We start from the raw sequence: 18659 nt of genomic DNA, 5'->3' as shown, positions 1-18659 counted from the left end.
CAAAACTGGGGGGAATGATTAACTCCACCTCCGGCAACCGGAACGAGGTCATCTTGGACGACAATGCACAGCCTACCCCGTTGCGCGGTCATGATCTGATCGCTGACTATGTGAAACGTCTGGATTCCTCCCCCGGCGTGTATCGGATGCTGAACGCCCAGAACGAGGTGCTTTATGTCGGCAAGGCGCGCAACCTGAAGGCGCGGGTGTCGAATTACGCGCGCCCTTCCGGCCATTCGGCGCGGATCGCACGGATGATCTCGGAAACGCGCTATATGATGTTTCTGACCACGCGCACCGAGACCGAGGCGCTTTTGCTGGAACAGAACCTCATCAAGCAGCTCAAACCGCGCTACAACGTGCTTTTGCGCGACGATAAAAGCTTTCCCAACATCCTGATCCCCACGGACCACCCGTTTCCGATGATCACCAAACATCGCGGCGCGCGCAAACAGAAGGGCTATTACTTCGGCCCCTTCGCCTCGGCAGGGGCGGTGAACCGCACGCTGAACCATCTGGAACGGGTGTTTTTGCTGCGCAACTGCTCCGACAGCCAGTTCTCGGGGCGCACGCGGCCCTGCCTGCAATATCAGATCAAGCGCTGTGCCGCCCCCTGTGTCGGCAAGATTTCCGAGGCCGATTACGCCCAGCTTGTCGAGGATGCGAAGCGCTTCCTCGAGGGCAAGACGACCTCGATCCAGCGCGAGCTGGCCGAGCAGATGCAGGCCGCCTCCGAGGCGATGGAATTCGAACGCGCCGCAGCACTGCGCGACCGGATCAAGGCGCTGACCAATGTGCAGCAGTCTCAGGGTATCAACCCGCGCGGCGTGGCCGAGGCGGATGTGGTCGCGCTGCATATGGAGGGCGGACAGGCCTGCGTGCAGGTCTTCTTCATCCGCGCCAATCAAAGCTGGGGCAACCACGATTTCTACCCCAAGACCGGCTCCGGCGCCGATGAGGCCGAGGTGCTGGAGGCCTTTCTGGCGCAATTCTACGACAACCGCCTGCCGCCCCGTCTGATCCTGCTCTCGCATCCGATCGAGGATGAGGACCTGATGGTCGAGGCGCTTTCACAAAAGGCCGAGCGTAAGGTCGAGATCCTTATCCCCAAGCGCGGCGAGAAAGCCGAGCTGGTGGAAAACGCCCATCGCAATGCCCGCGAGAGCTTGGGGCGGAAGATGTCGGAAAGTCAGGCGCAGGCGAAGCTTTTGAAAGGCGTGGCCGATGCTTTCGGTCTGCCGAAAGTGCCAGAACGGATCGAGGTCTATGACAACTCCCACATCCAGGGCGCCCATGCGGTCGGCGGGATGATTGTTGCGGGGCCCGAGGGCTTTCTGAAAAGCCAGTACCGCAAATATAACATCAAGGATAACGAGGTCACTCCGGGCGATGACTTCGGCATGATGAAAGAGGTGCTGACCCGCCGCTTCCAGCGCCTGCTGAAAGAAGACCCCGAGCGCAAAACCGATGCTTGGCCCGACCTTCTTCTGATCGACGGCGGCGCGGGGCAGGTCTCGGCGGTGCAGGAGATCATGGATGATCTGGGCGTGGCCGATGTGCCGATGGTGGGCGTCGCCAAGGGCATCGACCGCGATCAGGGAAAGGAAGAATTCTACCGCACGGGCCGCCCCGTGATGGCGCTGCCGCGGCAGGATCCGGTGCTTTATTATATCCAGCGTCTGCGCGACGAGGCCCACCGCTGGGCCATCGGCACCCACCGCGCCAAACGCGCCAAGGCCAATCTGGCCAACCCGCTGGATGAGATCCCCGGCATCGGGGCGACCCGCAAGCGCGCTCTGCTGACGCATTTCGGCTCGGCCAAGGCGGTCAGCCGCGCCGGGCTCACCGATCTGATGGAGGTGCCGGGCATTTCCGAGGCCACCGCCGAAACCGTCTATAACTTCTTCAACGAGAAGGGTTGACCGATTGGCCGCCGCGGCGTAGCGCGCAGCCCATGACCCATGCGCTGACCACCCCCGATGATCTGGTAACCGCCGGACTAAGCACCGAAGACCCCACCCTGCTGACGCGGGTGGCGCAGGAGTTCCGCATCCGCATCACCCCCGAGATGCAGATTGGCGCGGGGCCAATCACCGCGCAATTTGTCCCCAGCGTGGCCGAACTCACCACCCTGCCCGAGGAGCTGGCCGATCCGATTGGCGATGAGGCGCATTCGCCAGTGAAGGGGCTGACCCATCGCTATCCCGACCGCGTGATCCTGCACATTACCAAGACCTGCGATGTCTATTGCCGCTTCTGTTTCCGCCGCGAGACCGTGGGCGAAACCGGCCCCCTGCCCGCGCCCGATCTGGACGCGGCGCTGGACTATATCGCCGCCACCCAAGCCATCCGCGAAGTGGTGCTAACAGGGGGCGACCCGCTGACCCTATCGCCGCGCCGCTTGCGTGACGTGCTGACCCGCCTTGATGTCCTCCCGCATCTGGCCATGGTGCGCTTTCATACCCGCGTGCCTGTGGTGGCGCCCGAACGTATCACTCCCGAGCTGACCCAGCTGATCGCGGGGCTGCGCTTGGCGCCCTGGATGGTGCTCCATACCAACCACGCAGCCGAGCTGACCCCAAACGCCCGCACAGCCCTTGCACGGCTGGTGGATGCGGGCATCCCCGTGATCTCGCAATCGGTTCTTCTGCGCGGGGTGAATGATAGCGCAGAGGCGCTGGCAGAGCTTTTCACCACGCTTTCGGCCCTGCGGGTGAAACCCTATTACCTGCACCACTGCGATCTGGCCCGCGGCACCTCGCATTTCCGCACGACAATCGACGAAGGCCGCGCCCTGATGCGCGCGCTGCGCGGGCGGATTTCGGGGCATTGCCTGCCAACCTATGTACTGGATATCCCCGGTGGTCACGGCAAGGTGCCCATCAGCGCCGAGTATTTTGCGCAACAATCGACAGGCCATTGGAAAGTCACCGATTGGCAAGGCAGAATTCACGACTATCTTGACCCCAAAAGGTGAAGCCCCTTCCCCTTTCAGATTGACGCGGTTAACTTGCCCCCATGACGTGGACCCTACCCAATATCCTCACTGTATTGAGGCTCGTTGCTGCCCCCGGCGTGGCGGTAATGTTTCTGTATTTCAGCCGCCCGATGGCTGATTTCTTCGCACTAGCGCTGTTTATCATCGCCGCTGTCACCGATTGGTTCGACGGCTACCTTGCCCGCGCATGGAAACAGGAAAGCAAATTCGGAGCGATGCTGGACCCGATTGCCGATAAGGCGATGGTGGTGATCGCATTGGTGATCCTGACCGGCTATTCGGGGATGAACCCTTGGCTGATCCTGCCGGTGACGGTGATCCTGTTCCGCGAAACCTTTGTGGCGGGCCTGCGCGAATTTCTCGGCACGGATTCGGGCAAGCTGAAGGTGACGAAACTGGCCAAATGGAAGACCACGGCACAGATGGTGGCGATTGCCATCCTCTTCCTTGGCACGGGGCTGACCTATGTCGAAACCGGACGCCCGCCGCGCGTGGGCGAAGGCGACCTGCCCACCGGCCTGACGCCTGCCGATCTGGCCACCCATGCGGGGATCGCGCTGATCTGGATCGCGGCGGTTCTCACCGCGATCACCGGCTGGGATTACTTCCGCAAGGCGCTGCCCTACCTGCGAGGCCCGAAATGAAACGCGAGCTGGTCTATTTCGCTTGGGTGCGCGAGCGGATAGGTCATCCTCGCGATATCATCGAGAGCGACGCCCAGACGCCTGCCGAACTGGTGGCGGAACTGCGCAACCGCAATGATCATTACGCGGCGGCCTTTGCTGATCTTGCCGCCCTAAGGGTCGCCATCGATCAGGAACTGGCGGATTTCGACACGCCTCTGGGCCATAGCCGCGAAGTGGCGTTTTTTCCACCGATGACAGGCGGCTGATATGCGGCTGATCGTGCAGGACACCCCTTTCGATCTGGCCGCCGAACTTGAAACCTTCGGACAGGATAGCCTGACTGGGGCCGTGGTCAGCTTTACAGGCCGCGTGCGCGATGACACCGGCACGCTCGAGGCGCTTGAACTGGAACATTATCCGGGCATGACCGAACGCGCCTTGGCCCAGATCGCCGAAACGGCACAGCGCCGTTGGCACCTGACCGATCTCACAATCATCCACCGCGTAGGGCGTCTTGCGCCCGGCGAGCCCATCATGATGGTCGCAACCGCCAGCCCCCACCGCAAGGCGGCTTTCGAGGCAGCCGAGTATTTGATGGATTTTCTCAAATCCCGCGCTCCCTTCTGGAAAAAAGAGCATTTCTCCGACCATAGCAAATGGGTTTCCGCCAAGCAAAATGACGAAGACGCATTATCCCGCTGGTAAGGCACTGTGACCTCACCCGCAAAGCCTCTTCCATAGCGATTACCTTTTTCCACAATCGCAGGGGGCTCCGCCCCCGTCGGGCCAAGGCCCGCCTCCCCCGGGATATTTTTTGCAGCTGGAAAGCGCCAGTCATTCCAGCTGCCCTAAATATCCTGGGGTGAATTCGACGCAGTCGAAGAGGGGCAAAGCCCCTTTGCCTTGCGCTAGAAACTGTCTTCCACGTGAAAGCCCTGCGGAATATCCGCCCGACCTTCCAAAATCATATCCGCCATGACCTGCGCGACCTTAGGGGCCATACCGAAACCAATCTTGAAACCGCCATTTGCAATGAAATGCCCAGCCCTATCCGGCCATGGGCCAAGCATCGGCGCACGGCTTTTGGCGCGAGGACGCAATCCGGCCCAGCGGTCGATGACCGGAGCAGCGGCAAGTTCCGGACAGATGCGGCGTGTTTTCTCGATCAGCGTCTCAAGTTGCGCATCCGTGCTTTCGGGGTCGGAATAGTCTCGTTCGGAGGTCGAGCCGATGGCCACAGTGCCATTGGAATGCGGAATGATATGCAGGCTCTCGGCATAGATCTGCGGCATATCTCCGGCGTCGAAGGCAAAGACCGCCGCCTGTCCCTTTATCCCCGCGCCAAGGCTTTTGCCCAAGGCTGCTCCCAGTTCCGACAGGCCCGCCGTGCCGGTGGCATGCAGCACCGGACCCGTTTCTTCCGCCGCGCCGATAAGGATCTCGCCGCCCAAGGCACGGATCGCGCGGGCCAGGGCATCGCCTGCAGCCCGCGGGCAGGCGCGGGCGCTGAGCGTGTCTTGCACGACATAGCCGCTGGGACTGTGGAACCCGAGCGGCCCGAACCTGCGCGCGGGGACCACCTCCCAGACGGCTTGGCCCTGCCAAAGGGTTTTCGCGTTCTCGCCGCGCGTTTGGGCGCGGGCGATCTGTGCCGCATCCTGCAGCGGCTGCACCCGACCGATCCGGCCATAGCCTGCATCCCCGCCGCCGATCCGCGCCACATCGGCCCAGAAATCTGCGGCCATCAGCAGGCTTTCCAGCTGGAACTGCTTTTTGGGGTTCCAGTTCTCGGGCACATGGGGGGCCAAAGCCCCGACCGTACCGCCCGAGGCCCCTGCCCCGATCCCCTTGATGTCGATGACCCGCACAGAGGCACCGCGTCGCGCCATCTCGAAGGCACAGGCAAGGCCGAAGACGCCCGCGCCGCGCACGGTGACCTGATCGCCCAGAGCCCCGACCCGATTGATCCTAAGCCCGCTTGTCATTGCCGTCGCCTTTCTGCATTGTCGCCCTCGGGCGCCACGCGCCCTGTTCCGCAAGGTGTTACCCAAGGCCCTACCCCGCATGACCCGCACTGACCAGAGTGAAGCTGCCCTAACCTGGCGCGATGAGGCAATTCCCGTGTCCTCGCGCTTCGACGACCCCTATTTCTCGCTCGGGAACGGGCTGGAGGAAACCCGCCATGTGTTTCTGCGCGGCAATGATCTGCCCGCGCGGGCGCGGGACGGCTTTGTGATTGCCGAGCTGGGCTTCGGCACGGGGCTGAACCTGCTGGCCACCGCACTGGCCTGTCCGGATGTTGCCCTGCACTATACCAGCTTCGAAGCCTTTCCGATGTCGGCTCAGGAAATGGCCCGCGCGCTGGAGGGCTTTCCCGAAGCGCGTGCCATTGCCGACCCGCTGATCGCGGCATGGGGGCAGGGTCTGGACCGTTTCACGCTCGGGCGTATCGAGGTGCAGGTGATCATGGAAGATGCCCGTCTGGCCCTGCCACAATGGAAAGGTCGGGCCGATGCGTGGTATCTTGACGGCTTCTCGCCCGCCAAGAACCCCGAGCTTTGGGGGCCGGAGCTGATGGCCGAGGTGGGCCGCCACACGGCGCCGCAGGGCAGCTTTGCCACCTATACCGCCGCAGGCTTCGTGCGCCGCGCGCTACAGGATGCGGGCTTCGAGGTCGAGCGTGTTTCGGGCTTCGGACATAAACGTCATATGAGTCGCGGGCGGTTCGCCCCCAGCAGGACCCACCATAATGGCCCTTCAGACGAATAATAAACTCGGGGCGATCCTGATCATCATCGTCACCATCGTGTTTGCCGCACAGGACGCGATTTCGCGCCATCTGGCAGAAACCTATAACACCTATATGGTCGTCATGATCCGGTTCTGGTTCTTTGCGGCCTTTTCCTTCTGGCTGGTCGGGCGGCAGAAAGGCGGGCTGGCACGGGCCGTGCGCGCCCATCACCCGTGGATGCAGGCGACCCGCGCCATTCTCCTGGTGCTCGAGATCTATGTGATGATCGCCGCTTTCGTACTGCTGGGTCTGATCGAGACACATGCCGTCTTCATCTGCTATCCGCTGCTTGTGGCCGCGCTGTCCGGCCCTGTTCTGGGCGAGAAGGTCGGCTGGCGACGCTGGGTCGCGATCGGGATCGGCTTCATCGGGGTGCTGATCATCCTCAAGCCCTCGGGCGGGGTGTTCTCGCCTCTTGCGGCCATTCCCTTCCTCTGCGCCGTCATGTTTGCCGTCTACGGGCTGCTGACACGCAAGGTCGCGGATCAGGACAGCTCCAACACATCGATTTTCTGGACGGGAATTGGCGGCGCGATCGTATCGACCGTGGTCGGCGTCTGGTTCTGGGAACCGATGAGCGGGACAGACTGGATCTGGATGTCGATCCTCTGCGTCACCGCCGTGGTCGGCCACGGGCTGATGATCCGCGCCTATGAAATCGCGGAGGCCTCCGCCATCCAGCCCTTCAGCTATCTGCAGCTTGTCTGGGGGGCGATGATCGGCATGACGGTCTTTGGCGATGTGCTGCGTACCAATGTCGCCATCGGAGCCTGTTTCGTGGTGCTGGCGGGGCTGTTCACCCTTTGGCGTCAGGCGCAGAACAACATCGACCCCGTGCCGCCCGGACCGGCGGTCAAGCCCTGATCAGGGCCCGTTCCCGCGCAGTTCCTCGCTGAAGGGCACAGCCGGCTCGCCAAGCCTTGCGCGATAGATCGGCAGGCTTTCGGCGACGCGCATGACATAATTGCGCGTCTCGTCAAAGGGGATCATCTCGACCCAGTCCACCACATCGGCCCCGGGAGCACGCGGGTCGCCCATATCCTTGATCCACTGGCGCGACCGCCCCGGCCCCGCATTATACCCCGCCGCCACCAGAAGCGGCGAATTGCCGAATTCGTCGCGCAACTGCTTGAGATATTCCGAACCGAGCCGGATGTTATAGGTGGGATCGGTGGTCAGTGCCGCAGGCGTATACTCGACGCCCAGTCTGGCGGCCATCATCTTGGCCGTGCCCGGCATTAACTGCATCAGCCCGCGCGCCCCGACATAGGAGATGACCGTATGGTCGAACTCGCTTTCGCGTCGGGCAATCGAGAGCGCCAGTTCCTCCGGCACCGCCAGATCATGGGTTTTAAGCTCGGGGAAGGGGAAATAGCCCGCCACGAGAATCTCGCCATTCAGCGCCGCCCGCTTGGAAAGCTGCAAGGCCAGATGCGGATCGCGCCATTCCAGCGCCAGATCGACCAGCCCCGCGATGCGGCTGTCGGGCAGGCTTTCCTCGTAATGCAGCACGAAACGTTCGGCGAGCGCCGCATCGCCTGCCGCATGCAACAACAGCGCCGCCTGAAACACCGAACTGTCCGTATAGCCGCCTGCCCGCCAGTCGGGCAGCGCCTCGGGCTGGATCAGCGAGGCGTCAAGCGCCTTGCCCACCTTTTCCGCCGAAAGCAGCCCGTAATAGGCGGTCTGGTAGCGCGCGCCCGCCTGATAGGCCTGATCTGCCGCCTCCTTGCGGCCCATCGCCTCAAGCGCCCGCCCACGCCAGTAATCGGCCCGCGATTGCGAGATCGGGCTGCCGACATTGACCGAAAGCGCCTCGAAATGACGCAGCGCGGTAGGCGCATCCCCAAGCTTGAGCGCCGCATAGCCCGCCAGCCATTCCAGCTCGGCATAATCGGACCCGCCGGGCGACAGGTGATGGTTGGCCGCCTCGCGATAGGCGCGCCGGTAATCGCCGCGCCGCATGTCCCAACGCGCCATGCGGCGGCGCACATCCGCCCAAAGCGCGGGATCGCCCAGCTTCTTGGCCGAGCCCGACCAGTCGAGGATCAGATCCGCCGCGCCGTCCTCGTAGCTTTCGCGCCAGCGCCAGACCGCACGGTCACGGGCCAGACCGTAGGAACCGCGCATATATTCCGGCACCGCCTCGACCAGCGCATCGACACCGGCCTTGCGCCCCTGCAAGGCGATCCGCGCCGCCGCCACCGCGCGGGTGCCCGGCGTGACCAGATCCAGCATCCTTCTGGCCTGCGCCAGATCGCCACGATCCAGCATGGACTGCATACGCCCGCCATTGGCGGAGCTGATCAGAACACCGTAGCGGTCCTGAAAGGCCTGCTGCTCCTCGGGGCTGAGATCCAGATGCCGCCATGCCCGATCCGCCTCGGTCGCGGCGGCATGGGATTGCCCCTTGGCCTGATAGGCGGCGATCAGGGCCAGGGCCCCTTCGCCGGTCAGGGGTTTATCCTTGGCGAAATAGGCGATCACCTGTTCGGGGCTGGCCGCGTCCAGCTTGTCCTCCCCCTTGCGGCGCAGCAGGGGCAGTCCCGGCCAGTTATGCCGCCGTGCCGAGAAATCGGCGTAATCGCGAAAGCTGCCCTCGCCAGCGCGCAGACGCTCCCATTCGATGATATCGAATGCAACAGCGCCAGCGGAACGGGCGGCCTCTTCGGCCCCCGGCCAGTCCTGCTGATCGGCCAGTGCCAAGGCCTGCGCCAGAGCCTGCTCGGGGCTTGGCCTGACCACTTGCGTGGCCTCTTCGGCCCGCAAACCGGCGCCACAGCCCAGAACCACGACAGTCAGCCCGGCGAAAAGGGTCTTTCGATGCATGAGATCCTCTTTGATTGGCCCCTGTGTGCCATAGTGACGCCGGAGTGCAATTCACAAGTTGGCAAGAGCGCCAAGCTCGCATAATGTCCGCCCGATTTTAACCCGACGAATCCATGTCGGATACCCAACACTGCAAAGGAGCGTGTCATGTTCAAAGGGTCCTACCCCGCCCTCATCACGCCGTTCAAGGACGGCGAGCTGGATCTGGACGCGCTCAAGAAGATCGTCGACTGGCATGCCGATCAGGGCAGCCACGGTCTGGTCCCTGTGGGCACCACCGGCGAATCCCCCACGCTGAGCCATAGCGAGCATAACACCGTTGTGGCCGAAGTGGTCAAAGCCGCCGCCGGACGGATGAAAATCATCGCCGGTGCAGGCTCGAACTACACCCGCGAGGGGATCGAGCTGATCCAGCACGCGCAGGCCGCCGGTGCCGATGGCGCGCTTGTGGTGACGCCCTATTACAACAAGCCCACGCAGGCCGGTATGATCGCGCATTTCACCGCGATGCATGATGCCTCGGATCTGCCGATCATCATCTATAACATTCCGGGCCGTTCGGTTGTGGATATGACGCCCGAAACGATGGGCGAACTGGCCAAGCTGCCGCGCATCGTCGGTGTGAAAGACGCCACCGGCGATCTGGCCCGCGTGGCCAAACAGCGTATGAGCTGCGGCAAGGACTTCATCCAGCTTTCGGGCGAGGATGCCACCGCATTGGGCTTCAACGCAATGGGCGGCGTCGGCTGTATCTCGGTCACGGCCAATGTCGCGCCGAAGCTCTGCGCCGAATTCCAGAACGCCACACTGGCAGGCGACTGGGCCCGCGCGCTGGACATCTCGGACAAGCTGATGCCACTGCATGTGGCCATCTTCCTCGAACCCGGCGTCTGCGGTGCGAAATATGCGATGTCGCGCCTTGGCCTGTGCTCGGACGAGGTGCGCCTGCCGCTGGTCGGGCTAAGCGATAGCGTGAAGGCGCGCATTGATGCCGCGCTGGAATTTGCAGGGCTGATCTAGGCCCAAAGCCCCTGCGGGCCTCCTCCTGAGCGGCCCGACCTTTCACGGGGCAAGCCGCCCAAGGACGGCCCCCTCAAGGATAGCCAGATCGGGGGGCCTGTCAGGGGATGACGCAATGCCCGCGCGCCTGTGCTGCGGCCACGCCGGAAGTGCAAAAGACGAAAGGCGCCCGCTCGGGCGCCTTTTGGGTTGCCTATGACGCAGGATCAGGACGCTTTCTCCCACTGCCGGGGACGATCGGCATCGCGTTCTTCCCATGCGGCGATCCAGTCACGCCCCAAAGCCTCGATCAAAGGCTGAAGCTGTGCCTCGTAGCGCCGCCAATAGCCGACCCCTTCACGGTTGATCTTGCGCCGGACCCGCACATCCGAGGCCGTGCGGACCGCCCCCTGCGCCGCTTTCGGCTCCAGACAGGCCGGCTGCATGGCCAAGCCCAGATGATCCAGCAAGCGCGGAATTTCCTGCGCAGGCTGCTCGACCAGCGCCCGCAGGGACTGCATCCGGAACGCCGGCCCCAGCTTTTGCGCATAATCACGCATCGACCGGTCGGTGGCCCTGACCATATGCGCGATCCATTCCAGCTTTTCGCTAAACCCGTGCCCGTCCGCAAAATCCGTCATGAACAGCGACAGCCCCACATCCAGCGGGTGCCGGTTCACACAAATGAAGCGCGCCTCCGGCAGCATCGCGCGCAGCACGGCAGCATGGCTGAGATCCAGCGGCATTTTCGAGAGAATATAGGGCGTCGTCTGGCCCCGCGCGGCAATCCGGCGGCGATAGATCTGGCCCAGCTTGTGGATCAGTGGCCGACCGGGCTGGCTGAACCAGCGCCAATAATCCAGCGGTGCCGTGCCCGCGCCGATTTCGGCATGCATCAGCTCGATCATCGACAGACGGAAATCACAGGCCTCGCCAAGGGTCGACACCTTGTCATGACGGATCAGGATCTGCTCGGTCAGGGTGGTGCCCGACCGCGGCAAACCACCGATAAACACCATCCGCGGCTCCCCCGCCATACCGACCCGTTCCGGCAGGCTGCGCAAATCGGGACACTGCGCGAGCTGATCGTGCAGGCGTCGCTCGATCAGGTGCGGATCATAGCCGCGCGCCTTCAGGTCATTGCCACGCTGGAAATGGGCGAAGGCCGCCGCGTACTCTCCGGCGGCATCCTCGATCGCGCCCAAGGCGAATTCGGACATCACCTTCTGGCCAAGGCTTGTGGCCTCATCCCGACTGGCCTGCGCCAGCCTGCGCCATTCCGGCCCCGTCGCGGAAAACCGCCGCAAGCGGTTGCGCCCCGAAAGAAGTTGCACGTCATCCGGACGGAACGACAGCGCACGATCATAGGCGGCTACCGCCCCCTCGACATCGCCAAAGGCGGTCAGGATCGCGGCATGCATCCCCCATAGCACCGAAACCTCGGGCCACAGAGTCACCGCTTCTTCCGAAAGTTTACGGGCTTCGCCGTCCTGACCAAGCGCCCAAGAACTGCGGATCGCCTGCATCATCAGGTGTGAACTCGGTCCATTCTGTGACCAGAGTGTCTCTATTCGCTTCAATGCGGCACGATGATCGCCATCAAGAACCGCAAGTGCAAGGGAGACATCCTCATCATGATCGAGATCGGTTATGTCCATTTCAGTATCCAACGAGTGGCACACCCCCTCAGGGTTGTACCTCCCATAGACCATACCGATCTTTATTTAATATGAATCACGACCGCTGATCGGCATCGGCGGCTTCCACCGTGCCATGACCGTCAACCTCGCCTTCGTAATCATCCTCGTCTGCCGCTTTGCGGCGGGCTTTTTCCTCGCGGGCTTTCTGGATCTCCACCGCCTCTTCCAACTGATGTGCCGCCGTATCGGAAAGGGGCGTGTAAACGGCCCAGTCACCATCGGCGGGCGGCGGCAGGGTCTCGCGCGGGATATTGCGCAGAAGGATCGTCTTGGACAGGAAATGCGCGGTGATCGGCGCCGTCATGAACAGGAACAGCGTGATCATCAGCTCGTGCAGCGACAGATCCCCCTTCTTGACCGCGAACCAGATCATCGAGGCGATCAGACAGGCCCCAACCCCCAGCGTCGTGGTCTTGGTCGGCGCATGCAGGCGGGTCATGGAATCGGGCAGCTTGACCAACCCGAACGACCCCACCAGCCCGAAGAAGCCACCGATCACCAGAAGCGCCGAAATGAGAATTTCCCAGAACAGTTCCATCTCTTACCTCACTCGATCAGATCGCCACGCAGAAGGAATTTGGCATAGGCCACCGTCGAGACGAAGCCCACCATCGCATAAAGGATCGAGGCCTCGAAAAAGATCGCCGTGCCTTCCCAGATCCCGAAACAAACGAACAGCCCGATGGCATTCACCGCCATCGTGTCCAGCGCCAGAATCCGGTCGGTGACGCCCGGCGATTTCACCACCCTGTAGAGGTTGAACAGAAGCGCCAGCGCATAGCAGCCGATGGCAAACATCAAAGCATAGGTGATCATTCGAAGATCTCCTTCAGACGGGCCTCATAGCGGGATTTCATGCCGTCGCGCGCGCCCTCGGGGTCGGTCTCGTGCAGGCAGTGGACCAGAAGCGAATGCCCGTCCGCCGAGAGTTCTGCCGCCACCGTTCCGGGCGTCATGGTGATCGTGCCGGCAAAGACGGTGATCGCCTCGGGGGTATGCAGATCGAGCGGAATGGAAATCCATACGGGCTGCAATTTCGCATTCGGCGTGAACAGCACGATCTTCGCCACCACGACATTCGACACCAGAATATCCCACAGCACGATCAGCGCATATTCGACCATCTTGGGAATATTGCGCACCATCGGCCGGTCCGGCCAGTAGGGGGCGGTGATCCACGGGATCACGATCCCGAGGATCAGCCCGAAGACCAGCGAGTTGAGCGTATAGGCATTGGCCAGCAGCAGCCACACCACCGTCAGAAGCACGGTCAGATGCGGATGCGGAAGGATGCGTCTAATCATATCCTGCCCTCCCTCAATGCCCGTCGATCACGGTGTGATCTTCTTCATGGGCGCTGTCTTGCACGTCATGGTCCTCTCCGTGCGGATGGGCTCCGGCTTCGGCGGCGGCCTGCGCGCGGGCGGCAGAGCTCTCCATCACCGCCGAGATATAGCCCTGACTGTCATAAAGCTGTGCCGAGATCCCCTGCACATAGGTGCTGGCAGGCCCCGCGAAGACGGTCCATGCCACAAGCCCCGCCAGCAGGCCGCCTGCGGCAGTAATGGCCAACGCGGGCGAGCTGCTATCTGCCACACCAAGCGGCGGCGGGGTCTCGTCTTGTTCGTCCTCTGTCACGGCATAGGCCTTCCAGAAGACCGTTGTCCCCGCCCGCGCAAAGCCCACGATGGCAATCAGTGACGTGCCAAGGATAACGGCCCAGATCCACCACTGGCCATAGGTTGCGTGCAAGATCATCAGCTTGCCAAGAAAGCCCGAAAGCGGCGGCATACCGGCCATGCCGATGGCCGCCATGAAGAACATCCCCGCCAGAAGCCCGTTCTGCGCAATCAGTGGCTGGGCTGTCAGAGCCAAGCCTATGCGACGGCGCTCTTTGACAAGATCGGCCACAAGGAACAGCGCGGCGGCCACCATCGTCGAATGCACCATATAGTAAAGGCCTGCCGCCGTCGCATCCTGATGGAATTGCGAGAAGGCCATCAACATGGTCCCGACCGAGCCGATCACCGAGAAGGCCACGACCCGCCCCAGATCACGCGCGCCCAGAATACCGACCATCCCGACAATCAGTGTCAGCGCCGCGGCGGGCAGAAGCACATCATGCGCCAGTGACCCCACCGCGCTTTGCGGCGTGAACACCAGCGTATAGATACGGATGATGGAATAGACCCCCACCTTGGTCATGATGGCAAACAGTGCCGCCACCGGCCCCGGCGCGTTGCTATAGGTGCCCGGCAGCCAGAACTGGAATGGCACGATCGCGCCTTTCACAGCGAAGACAAGGATCATCAGCGCCGCACCGACCCGCAGAAGGGCCGCGTCGCTTTCGGGCATCTCGGCCACTTTCTGTGCCAGATCGGCCATGTTCAGCGTGCCGGTCGTGGCATAGATCGTGCCAAGCGCAAACAGGAACAGGGTCGAACCGGCAAGGTTATAGACCACATATTGCACGCCCGCCTTCAGACGGTTGCGCCCGCCCGCATGGATCATCAGGCCATAGGAGGCAATCAGCAGCACCTCGAAGAAGACGAAGAGGTTGAACGCATCGCCCGTCAGGAAGGCCCCGTTAAGCCCCATCATCTGGAATTGCAGCAGCGAATGGAAGTGCCAGCCACGCTTGTCCCAGCCCGAGCCGATCGCATAAAGCGCGATCGCCAGACCCAGCACCGAGGTCAGCACCAGCATCAGCGCCGAAAGCTGGTCCAGCACCAGGACGATGCCGAAAGGCGCTTCCCAGTCGCCCAGCCGGTAGACTTCCGGCACCCCGCTGGAGGCCCGCACCGCCAGTGTCACCGAAATGGCCACCAGCAGCAGCATTCCCACCACCGAGAAGACGCGCTGCGCCGTGCGGTCGAAGCGCATCCACAGAACGATCAGCGGCGCCAGAAAGGCCGGCAACACCACGGGCGCGATAACGAGATGATCAAAGAAGCCCAACATCTGTCTTATTTTTCCTTCTCGTCATCGAGGTCGATATAGTCATCGCCCGCCTCGATGAAGGCGCCAAGCGCCAGCATCACAGTCACCGAGGTCATCCCGAAGCTGATCACGATGGCGGTCAGCACCAGAGCCTGCGGGATGGGGTCGGTGTAGTTTGTCACACCGTCCTGCAGGATCGGCGGCATATTCACCGCCAGACGCCCCGTCGCAAAGAGGAACAGGTTCACCGCATAGGACAGCATCGTCATGCCCAGAACCACCGGAAAGACCCTCAGCCGCAGGATCAGATAGATCCCCGCCGCTGTCATCACGCCGATTGCGCTTGCAACCAAGGCTTCCATCAGTGGGCTCCCCCGTTCTTGTCGCCGTCTTTGCTATCGTCTTTTCTGGCTTGGTCCTCGTAGCGTTCCATCAGATAACGCTCCTCGAAACCGCCATCCTCGCGCTGCGCCAGCCAGCGCCGCGGCACCACGGTGCCTTCGGGGAAGTTCTGGATACCGACCTCGGCCACGGTGCGGGCCTCGGGGCGCTCTGCCAGAATATGGGCCGCGCGCTCTTCGGTGGGCATGGCGGCCCGCCGTGCCAGACGCGACAGCCCCCCCAGCGCCAGCAGGACCGAGCCCACCACCCCGAGGAACACGCCCAGATCGAACCCCATCGCGGTGGCCAGCTCGAATTTATCGAGGAAGGGCAGCTTGAAATAGCCGAAATCCGAGGTCAGGAAGGGCTTGCCATTGAACCACGCACCAACGCCCGTGATCCCCGCGGCCAGCACCCCCAGCCCGATCAGCTGGTGGTAATAGATCTTCTGCCGCGCCTGCGTCCACGCAAAGCCCGACGAGATATACTGCATCACCAGCGCGATCGCGACGATCAGACCGGCGATAAAGCCCCCGCCCGGCAGGTTGTGGCCGCGCAGGAAGATGAACACCCCGAAGACCAGCGCGATGGGCATCATGACACGGGTCACGATCAGCATCATCAGCGGGTGCTTGTCGCCCGCACGGATCATATCGGGACGCCATGCGATCAGCTTGCGCGAGCCGGTGCCGTTCAGCAGCGCCTCGGTCAGCGCAAAGATCACCAGCGCCGCGATCCCCAGAACGGTGACCTCGCCATAGGTATCATAGCCACGGAAATCGACGAGGATCACGTTCACCACGTTATCGCCGCCCGCGAGGTTATAGCTATTGGCCAGATGGTATTCCGACATCGACGGGAAGGCGAAATCGCGCATCATCAGCGCGTAGATCAACGAGCCGGTGCCCAGCCCCACCACCGCCGAGAAGATCTTGTCGAAATGGCGTTTGAGGTTGCTGGTCTCGGGGGCGGTGACCTTGGGCAGGAAGTTCAGCGCCAGAAGCATCAGCACCGCCGTCACCACCTCGACCGAGATTTGCGTCAGCGCAAGGTCGGGGGCCGAGAGATAGATGAAGCAGATCGACACGATCAGCCCGACAATCCCCACCAGCACCAGCGCAAGGAAACGGTTGCGGTGATAGGCGGCCACACAGAAGGTCGCGGTGACCAGCATGATCCAGCCCACCAGTGCCACGGGGCTGATCGGCAGCATCTGGCGGGTTTGCGGCCCCTGATCGCCCGTGGTCCATGCCCAGAACCCGATGGCCAGCGCGGTAAAGGCGAAAATCATCAGATAGCGCGCCATCGACCCGTTATGCAGCCCCGAGGTGAACAGCCGCGCCGCGCAGGCGCAGCGCTCCACCACCCAGTCGAAGATCGACTTGGCCTCGGGACGCGGCATGGCATCCCAGATCGCGCGCAGCGGGTTGAAGGCCGCCAGCACCAGAAGACCACCCGCAACCGCGAGGCCCGACATCATCAGGGCAGGCGTGATGCCGTGCCAGATGGCTAGGTGCAGATGCGCGCCCAGCGGCGCACCGATCACGGCCTGCGCCACGGTGGTGACGAAAGGATCCATCAGGAAGGGGAAACAGCCGATCAGCAGCACAAGGGCGGCAAGAAAGGCAGGGCTGGCCCACATGCCAAAGCCCGGATCATGCGGTTTATGCGGATAGTCGTCGCGCACCGGCCCCATGAAACCGTGCCAGATAAAGCGGAAGGAATAGGCCGCCGACAGAAGCGCCGCAATGGTCGCCAAAACCGGAATGAGCCACGGCGTACCGGCCCAAACGGTATGCGAGGCCTCCTCCAGCATCAGCTCTTTCGACAGGAACCCGTTGAAGAAGGGAATCCCCGCCATCGACAGGGTCGCGATCGTGGCGATCGTGAAGGTCACCGGCATCAGTTTGCGCAACCCGCCCAGACGTTTCAGATCGCGGGTATGGGCTTCGTGGTCCACGATACCCGCGGTCATGAAAAGCGCGGCTTTGAAGGTTGCGTGGTTAATGATGTGGAAGACCCCGGCCACAACGCCCGCTTGCGTGCCAAGCCCGAAACAGAAGGTGATCAGCCCCAGATGCGAAACGGTCGAGAAGGCCAGCAGCCCCTTCATGTCATCCTTGAAGATCGCGATCTTGGCCGCGATCAGCATGGTGAACAACCCGACACTGACCACGATATAGAACCATTCCGGCGTGCCCGACAGCGCAGGCCAGAGCCGCGCCATCAGGAACAGACCCGCCTTCACCATCGTGGCCGAATGCAGGTAGCTCGAGACCGGCGTGGGGGCTGCCATTGCATGCGGCAGCCAGAAGTGGAACGGAAACTGCGCCGATTTCGTGAAGGCCCCTAGCAGGATCAGGATCAGCGCCGGAAGATAGAGGTCCGACGACTGGATCGCCTCCCTCGCCGCAAGAATATCGGAGATCGTATAGCTGCCCGCGATATGGCCAAGGATCATCATCCCCGCAATCATCGCCAAGCCCCCTGCCCCCGTCACGGTCAGCGCCATGCGCGCGCCCTGACGTCCTTCGGGGAGGTGTTTCCAATAGCCGATCAGCAGGAAGGACGACAGCGAGGTCAACTCCCAGAAGATCAACAAAAGCAGGATGTTATTGGAAAGTACAATCCCCACCATCGCGCCTTGGAACAGCATTAGATAGGTGTAGAACTGCCCCACCGGATCTTTCGATGACAGGTAATAGCGCGCATAAAGGATCACCAGAAGGCCGATCCCGAGAATCAGCGTCGCAAACAGCATGCCGAGCCCGTCGATCATGAATTCGACATTCAGCCCCAGCCAGGGCATCCAGTCGATTCTGGTGCGGATCACTTCGCCCGCCATGACGTCGGGCAGATGCAGAAGCAGCCCCAGAAGCGCGAGGCCGGAACAGATCGCCACCGAAATCGCTGTTGTATTCCGGCCGGTGCGGATCAGAACACCAGGGAGCAGCGCCCCCAGAAATGGCAAGACGGCAATTATAGCAGGTGACATTGCTCTCCGGTCCGTTCAAGGGCATAGCTGTTTCACGCCCACCCGCGCTGGACCGCGCGAGATGTCGCAAGGTGGCTGATCAATCCACCTTTAACTGCGAATTCCCCTCCCCCGTGTCAAGGGAAACTGGGGCGAATCGAACACGGCATATTCACGGAACCGTCAAATCGAAAACCGACAGAAATGCCCCCAAAGCGCGTGGTTAACAACAAAAGACCCAAATTTCGCCCGAGATTTGGGCGGGTTTTTGCCTGCTCTCTCCCCAAACAAGCGCAATTATGCGGAACAAACCACAGTAGGTTGCTGTTCTGCACATTGAATATCAACCTCTATTGCACATCGTGACGCTTCAAGAGTATGCCTCAGCGGCAGAGGTTCACGTGATAGGGAACTTCCTGAG

General features: G+C 62.4%; 17 protein-coding genes. 8 read left to right on the top strand and 9 right to left on the bottom strand.

Translation table 11 applies throughout. The features are described 5' to 3' along the window. Positions 1-14 precede the first annotated feature (14 nt). The 5 genes from uvrC to WDB86_RS11655 are packed head-to-tail and all read left to right on the top strand — an operon-like array spanning position 15 to position 4329. Entirely contained in the window at positions 15-1922 is a 1908-nt protein-coding gene (gene uvrC / locus WDB86_RS11675; protein WP_406735981.1) for an excinuclease ABC subunit UvrC, read from the top strand. A 32-nt stretch (positions 1923-1954) separates the two neighbouring features. After that, entirely contained in the window at positions 1955-2977 is a 1023-nt protein-coding gene (locus WDB86_RS11670; RefSeq protein WP_406737045.1) for a lysine-2,3-aminomutase-like protein, read from the top strand. Between the two features lie 41 nt (positions 2978-3018). After that, a complete protein-coding gene (gene pgsA, locus WDB86_RS11665) occupies positions 3019-3642 on the top strand; it encodes a CDP-diacylglycerol--glycerol-3-phosphate 3-phosphatidyltransferase (RefSeq protein WP_339108335.1) in 624 nt (207 codons plus the stop codon). Continuing rightward, positions 3639-3890 carry a molybdopterin converting factor subunit 1 gene (gene moaD, locus WDB86_RS11660; RefSeq protein WP_406735980.1) on the top strand — a complete coding sequence of 84 codons (252 nt, stop codon included), beginning with the start codon at positions 3639-3641 and terminating at the stop codon, positions 3888-3890. Before pgsA ends, moaD begins: the two co-directional genes overlap by 4 nt. A 1-nt stretch (position 3891) precedes the next feature. Then, positions 3892-4329, top strand: a complete 438-nt coding sequence (locus WDB86_RS11655) for a molybdenum cofactor biosynthesis protein MoaE (protein ID WP_339108337.1) — start codon at positions 3892-3894, stop codon at positions 4327-4329. Between the two features lie 203 nt (positions 4330-4532). On the opposite strand, the gene WDB86_RS11650 is transcribed toward WDB86_RS11655, so the two are convergent. Next, complete coding sequence (locus WDB86_RS11650; protein ID WP_406735979.1) at positions 4533-5609, bottom strand: NAD(P)/FAD-dependent oxidoreductase; 1077 nt, start codon at positions 5607-5609, stop codon at positions 4533-4535. 79 nt (positions 5610-5688) lie between these two features. On the opposite strand from WDB86_RS11650, the gene mnmD reads away from it, so the two are divergent. Both mnmD and WDB86_RS11640 read left to right on the top strand, forming a co-directional pair. Beyond that, positions 5689-6393 carry a tRNA (5-methylaminomethyl-2-thiouridine)(34)-methyltransferase MnmD gene (gene mnmD / locus WDB86_RS11645; RefSeq protein WP_339108339.1) on the top strand — a complete coding sequence of 235 codons (705 nt, stop codon included), beginning with the start codon at positions 5689-5691 and terminating at the stop codon, positions 6391-6393. Next, the gene (locus WDB86_RS11640) at positions 6374-7279 is read left to right on the top strand and encodes a DMT family transporter (protein ID WP_406735978.1); all 906 of its coding nucleotides are present in this window, start codon (positions 6374-6376) and stop codon (positions 7277-7279) included. Before mnmD ends, WDB86_RS11640 begins: the two co-directional genes overlap by 20 nt. Here the strand turns inward: WDB86_RS11640 and WDB86_RS11635 are convergent, their stop codons facing one another. Then, on the bottom strand, positions 7280-9244 hold the full coding sequence (locus WDB86_RS11635) for a transglycosylase SLT domain-containing protein (RefSeq protein WP_406735977.1): 1965 nt from the start codon (positions 9242-9244) through the stop codon (positions 7280-7282). A 147-nt stretch (positions 9245-9391) separates the two neighbouring features. Here WDB86_RS11635 and dapA point away from each other — a divergent pair, with 147 nt between their 5' ends. Then, complete coding sequence (gene dapA, locus WDB86_RS11630; protein ID WP_339108342.1) at positions 9392-10264, top strand: 4-hydroxy-tetrahydrodipicolinate synthase; 873 nt, start codon at positions 9392-9394, stop codon at positions 10262-10264. 206 nt (positions 10265-10470) lie between these two features. Here the strand turns inward: dapA and WDB86_RS11625 are convergent, their stop codons facing one another. The 7 genes from WDB86_RS11625 to WDB86_RS11595 all read right to left on the bottom strand — a co-directional run bounded on the left by WDB86_RS11625 (position 10471) and on the right by WDB86_RS11595 (position 18259). Next, complete coding sequence (locus WDB86_RS11625) at positions 10471-11901, bottom strand: sulfotransferase (protein WP_339108343.1); 1431 nt, start codon at positions 11899-11901, stop codon at positions 10471-10473. A gap of 76 nt (positions 11902-11977) precedes the next feature. Beyond that, positions 11978-12481, bottom strand: a complete 504-nt coding sequence (locus tag WDB86_RS11620; RefSeq protein ID WP_339108344.1) for a Na+/H+ antiporter subunit G — start codon at positions 12479-12481, stop codon at positions 11978-11980. Between the two features lie 8 nt (positions 12482-12489). Then, entirely contained in the window at positions 12490-12759 is a 270-nt protein-coding gene (locus tag WDB86_RS11615) for a K+/H+ antiporter subunit F (RefSeq protein ID WP_339108345.1), read from the bottom strand. Continuing rightward, positions 12756-13247, bottom strand: coding sequence for a Na+/H+ antiporter subunit E (locus WDB86_RS11610; protein WP_339108346.1), 492 nt, complete (start codon positions 13245-13247; stop codon positions 12756-12758). Before WDB86_RS11610 ends, WDB86_RS11615 begins: the two co-directional genes overlap by 4 nt. Positions 13248-13260: 13 nt before the next feature. Then, positions 13261-14904, bottom strand: a complete 1644-nt coding sequence (locus tag WDB86_RS11605) for a monovalent cation/H+ antiporter subunit D (protein WP_406735976.1) — start codon at positions 14902-14904, stop codon at positions 13261-13263. Positions 14905-14909: 5 nt separating this feature from the next. Next, a complete protein-coding gene (locus WDB86_RS11600; protein WP_339108348.1) occupies positions 14910-15245 on the bottom strand; it encodes a Na+/H+ antiporter subunit C in 336 nt (111 codons plus the stop codon). Then, complete coding sequence (locus tag WDB86_RS11595; RefSeq protein ID WP_339108349.1) at positions 15245-18259, bottom strand: monovalent cation/H+ antiporter subunit A; 3015 nt, start codon at positions 18257-18259, stop codon at positions 15245-15247. The genes WDB86_RS11600 and WDB86_RS11595 overlap by 1 nt, the downstream gene beginning before the upstream one ends. Positions 18260-18659: the final 400 nt, after the last annotated feature.

It is taken from the genome of Thioclava sp. GXIMD4215 (genome assembly GCF_045291555.1).
Classification (GTDB): Bacteria; Pseudomonadota; Alphaproteobacteria; order Rhodobacterales; family Rhodobacteraceae; genus Thioclava; species Thioclava litoralis.
The sequence above is the reverse complement of the archived record's forward strand: the minus strand, read 5'-3'. Positions and strand labels throughout refer to the sequence as shown.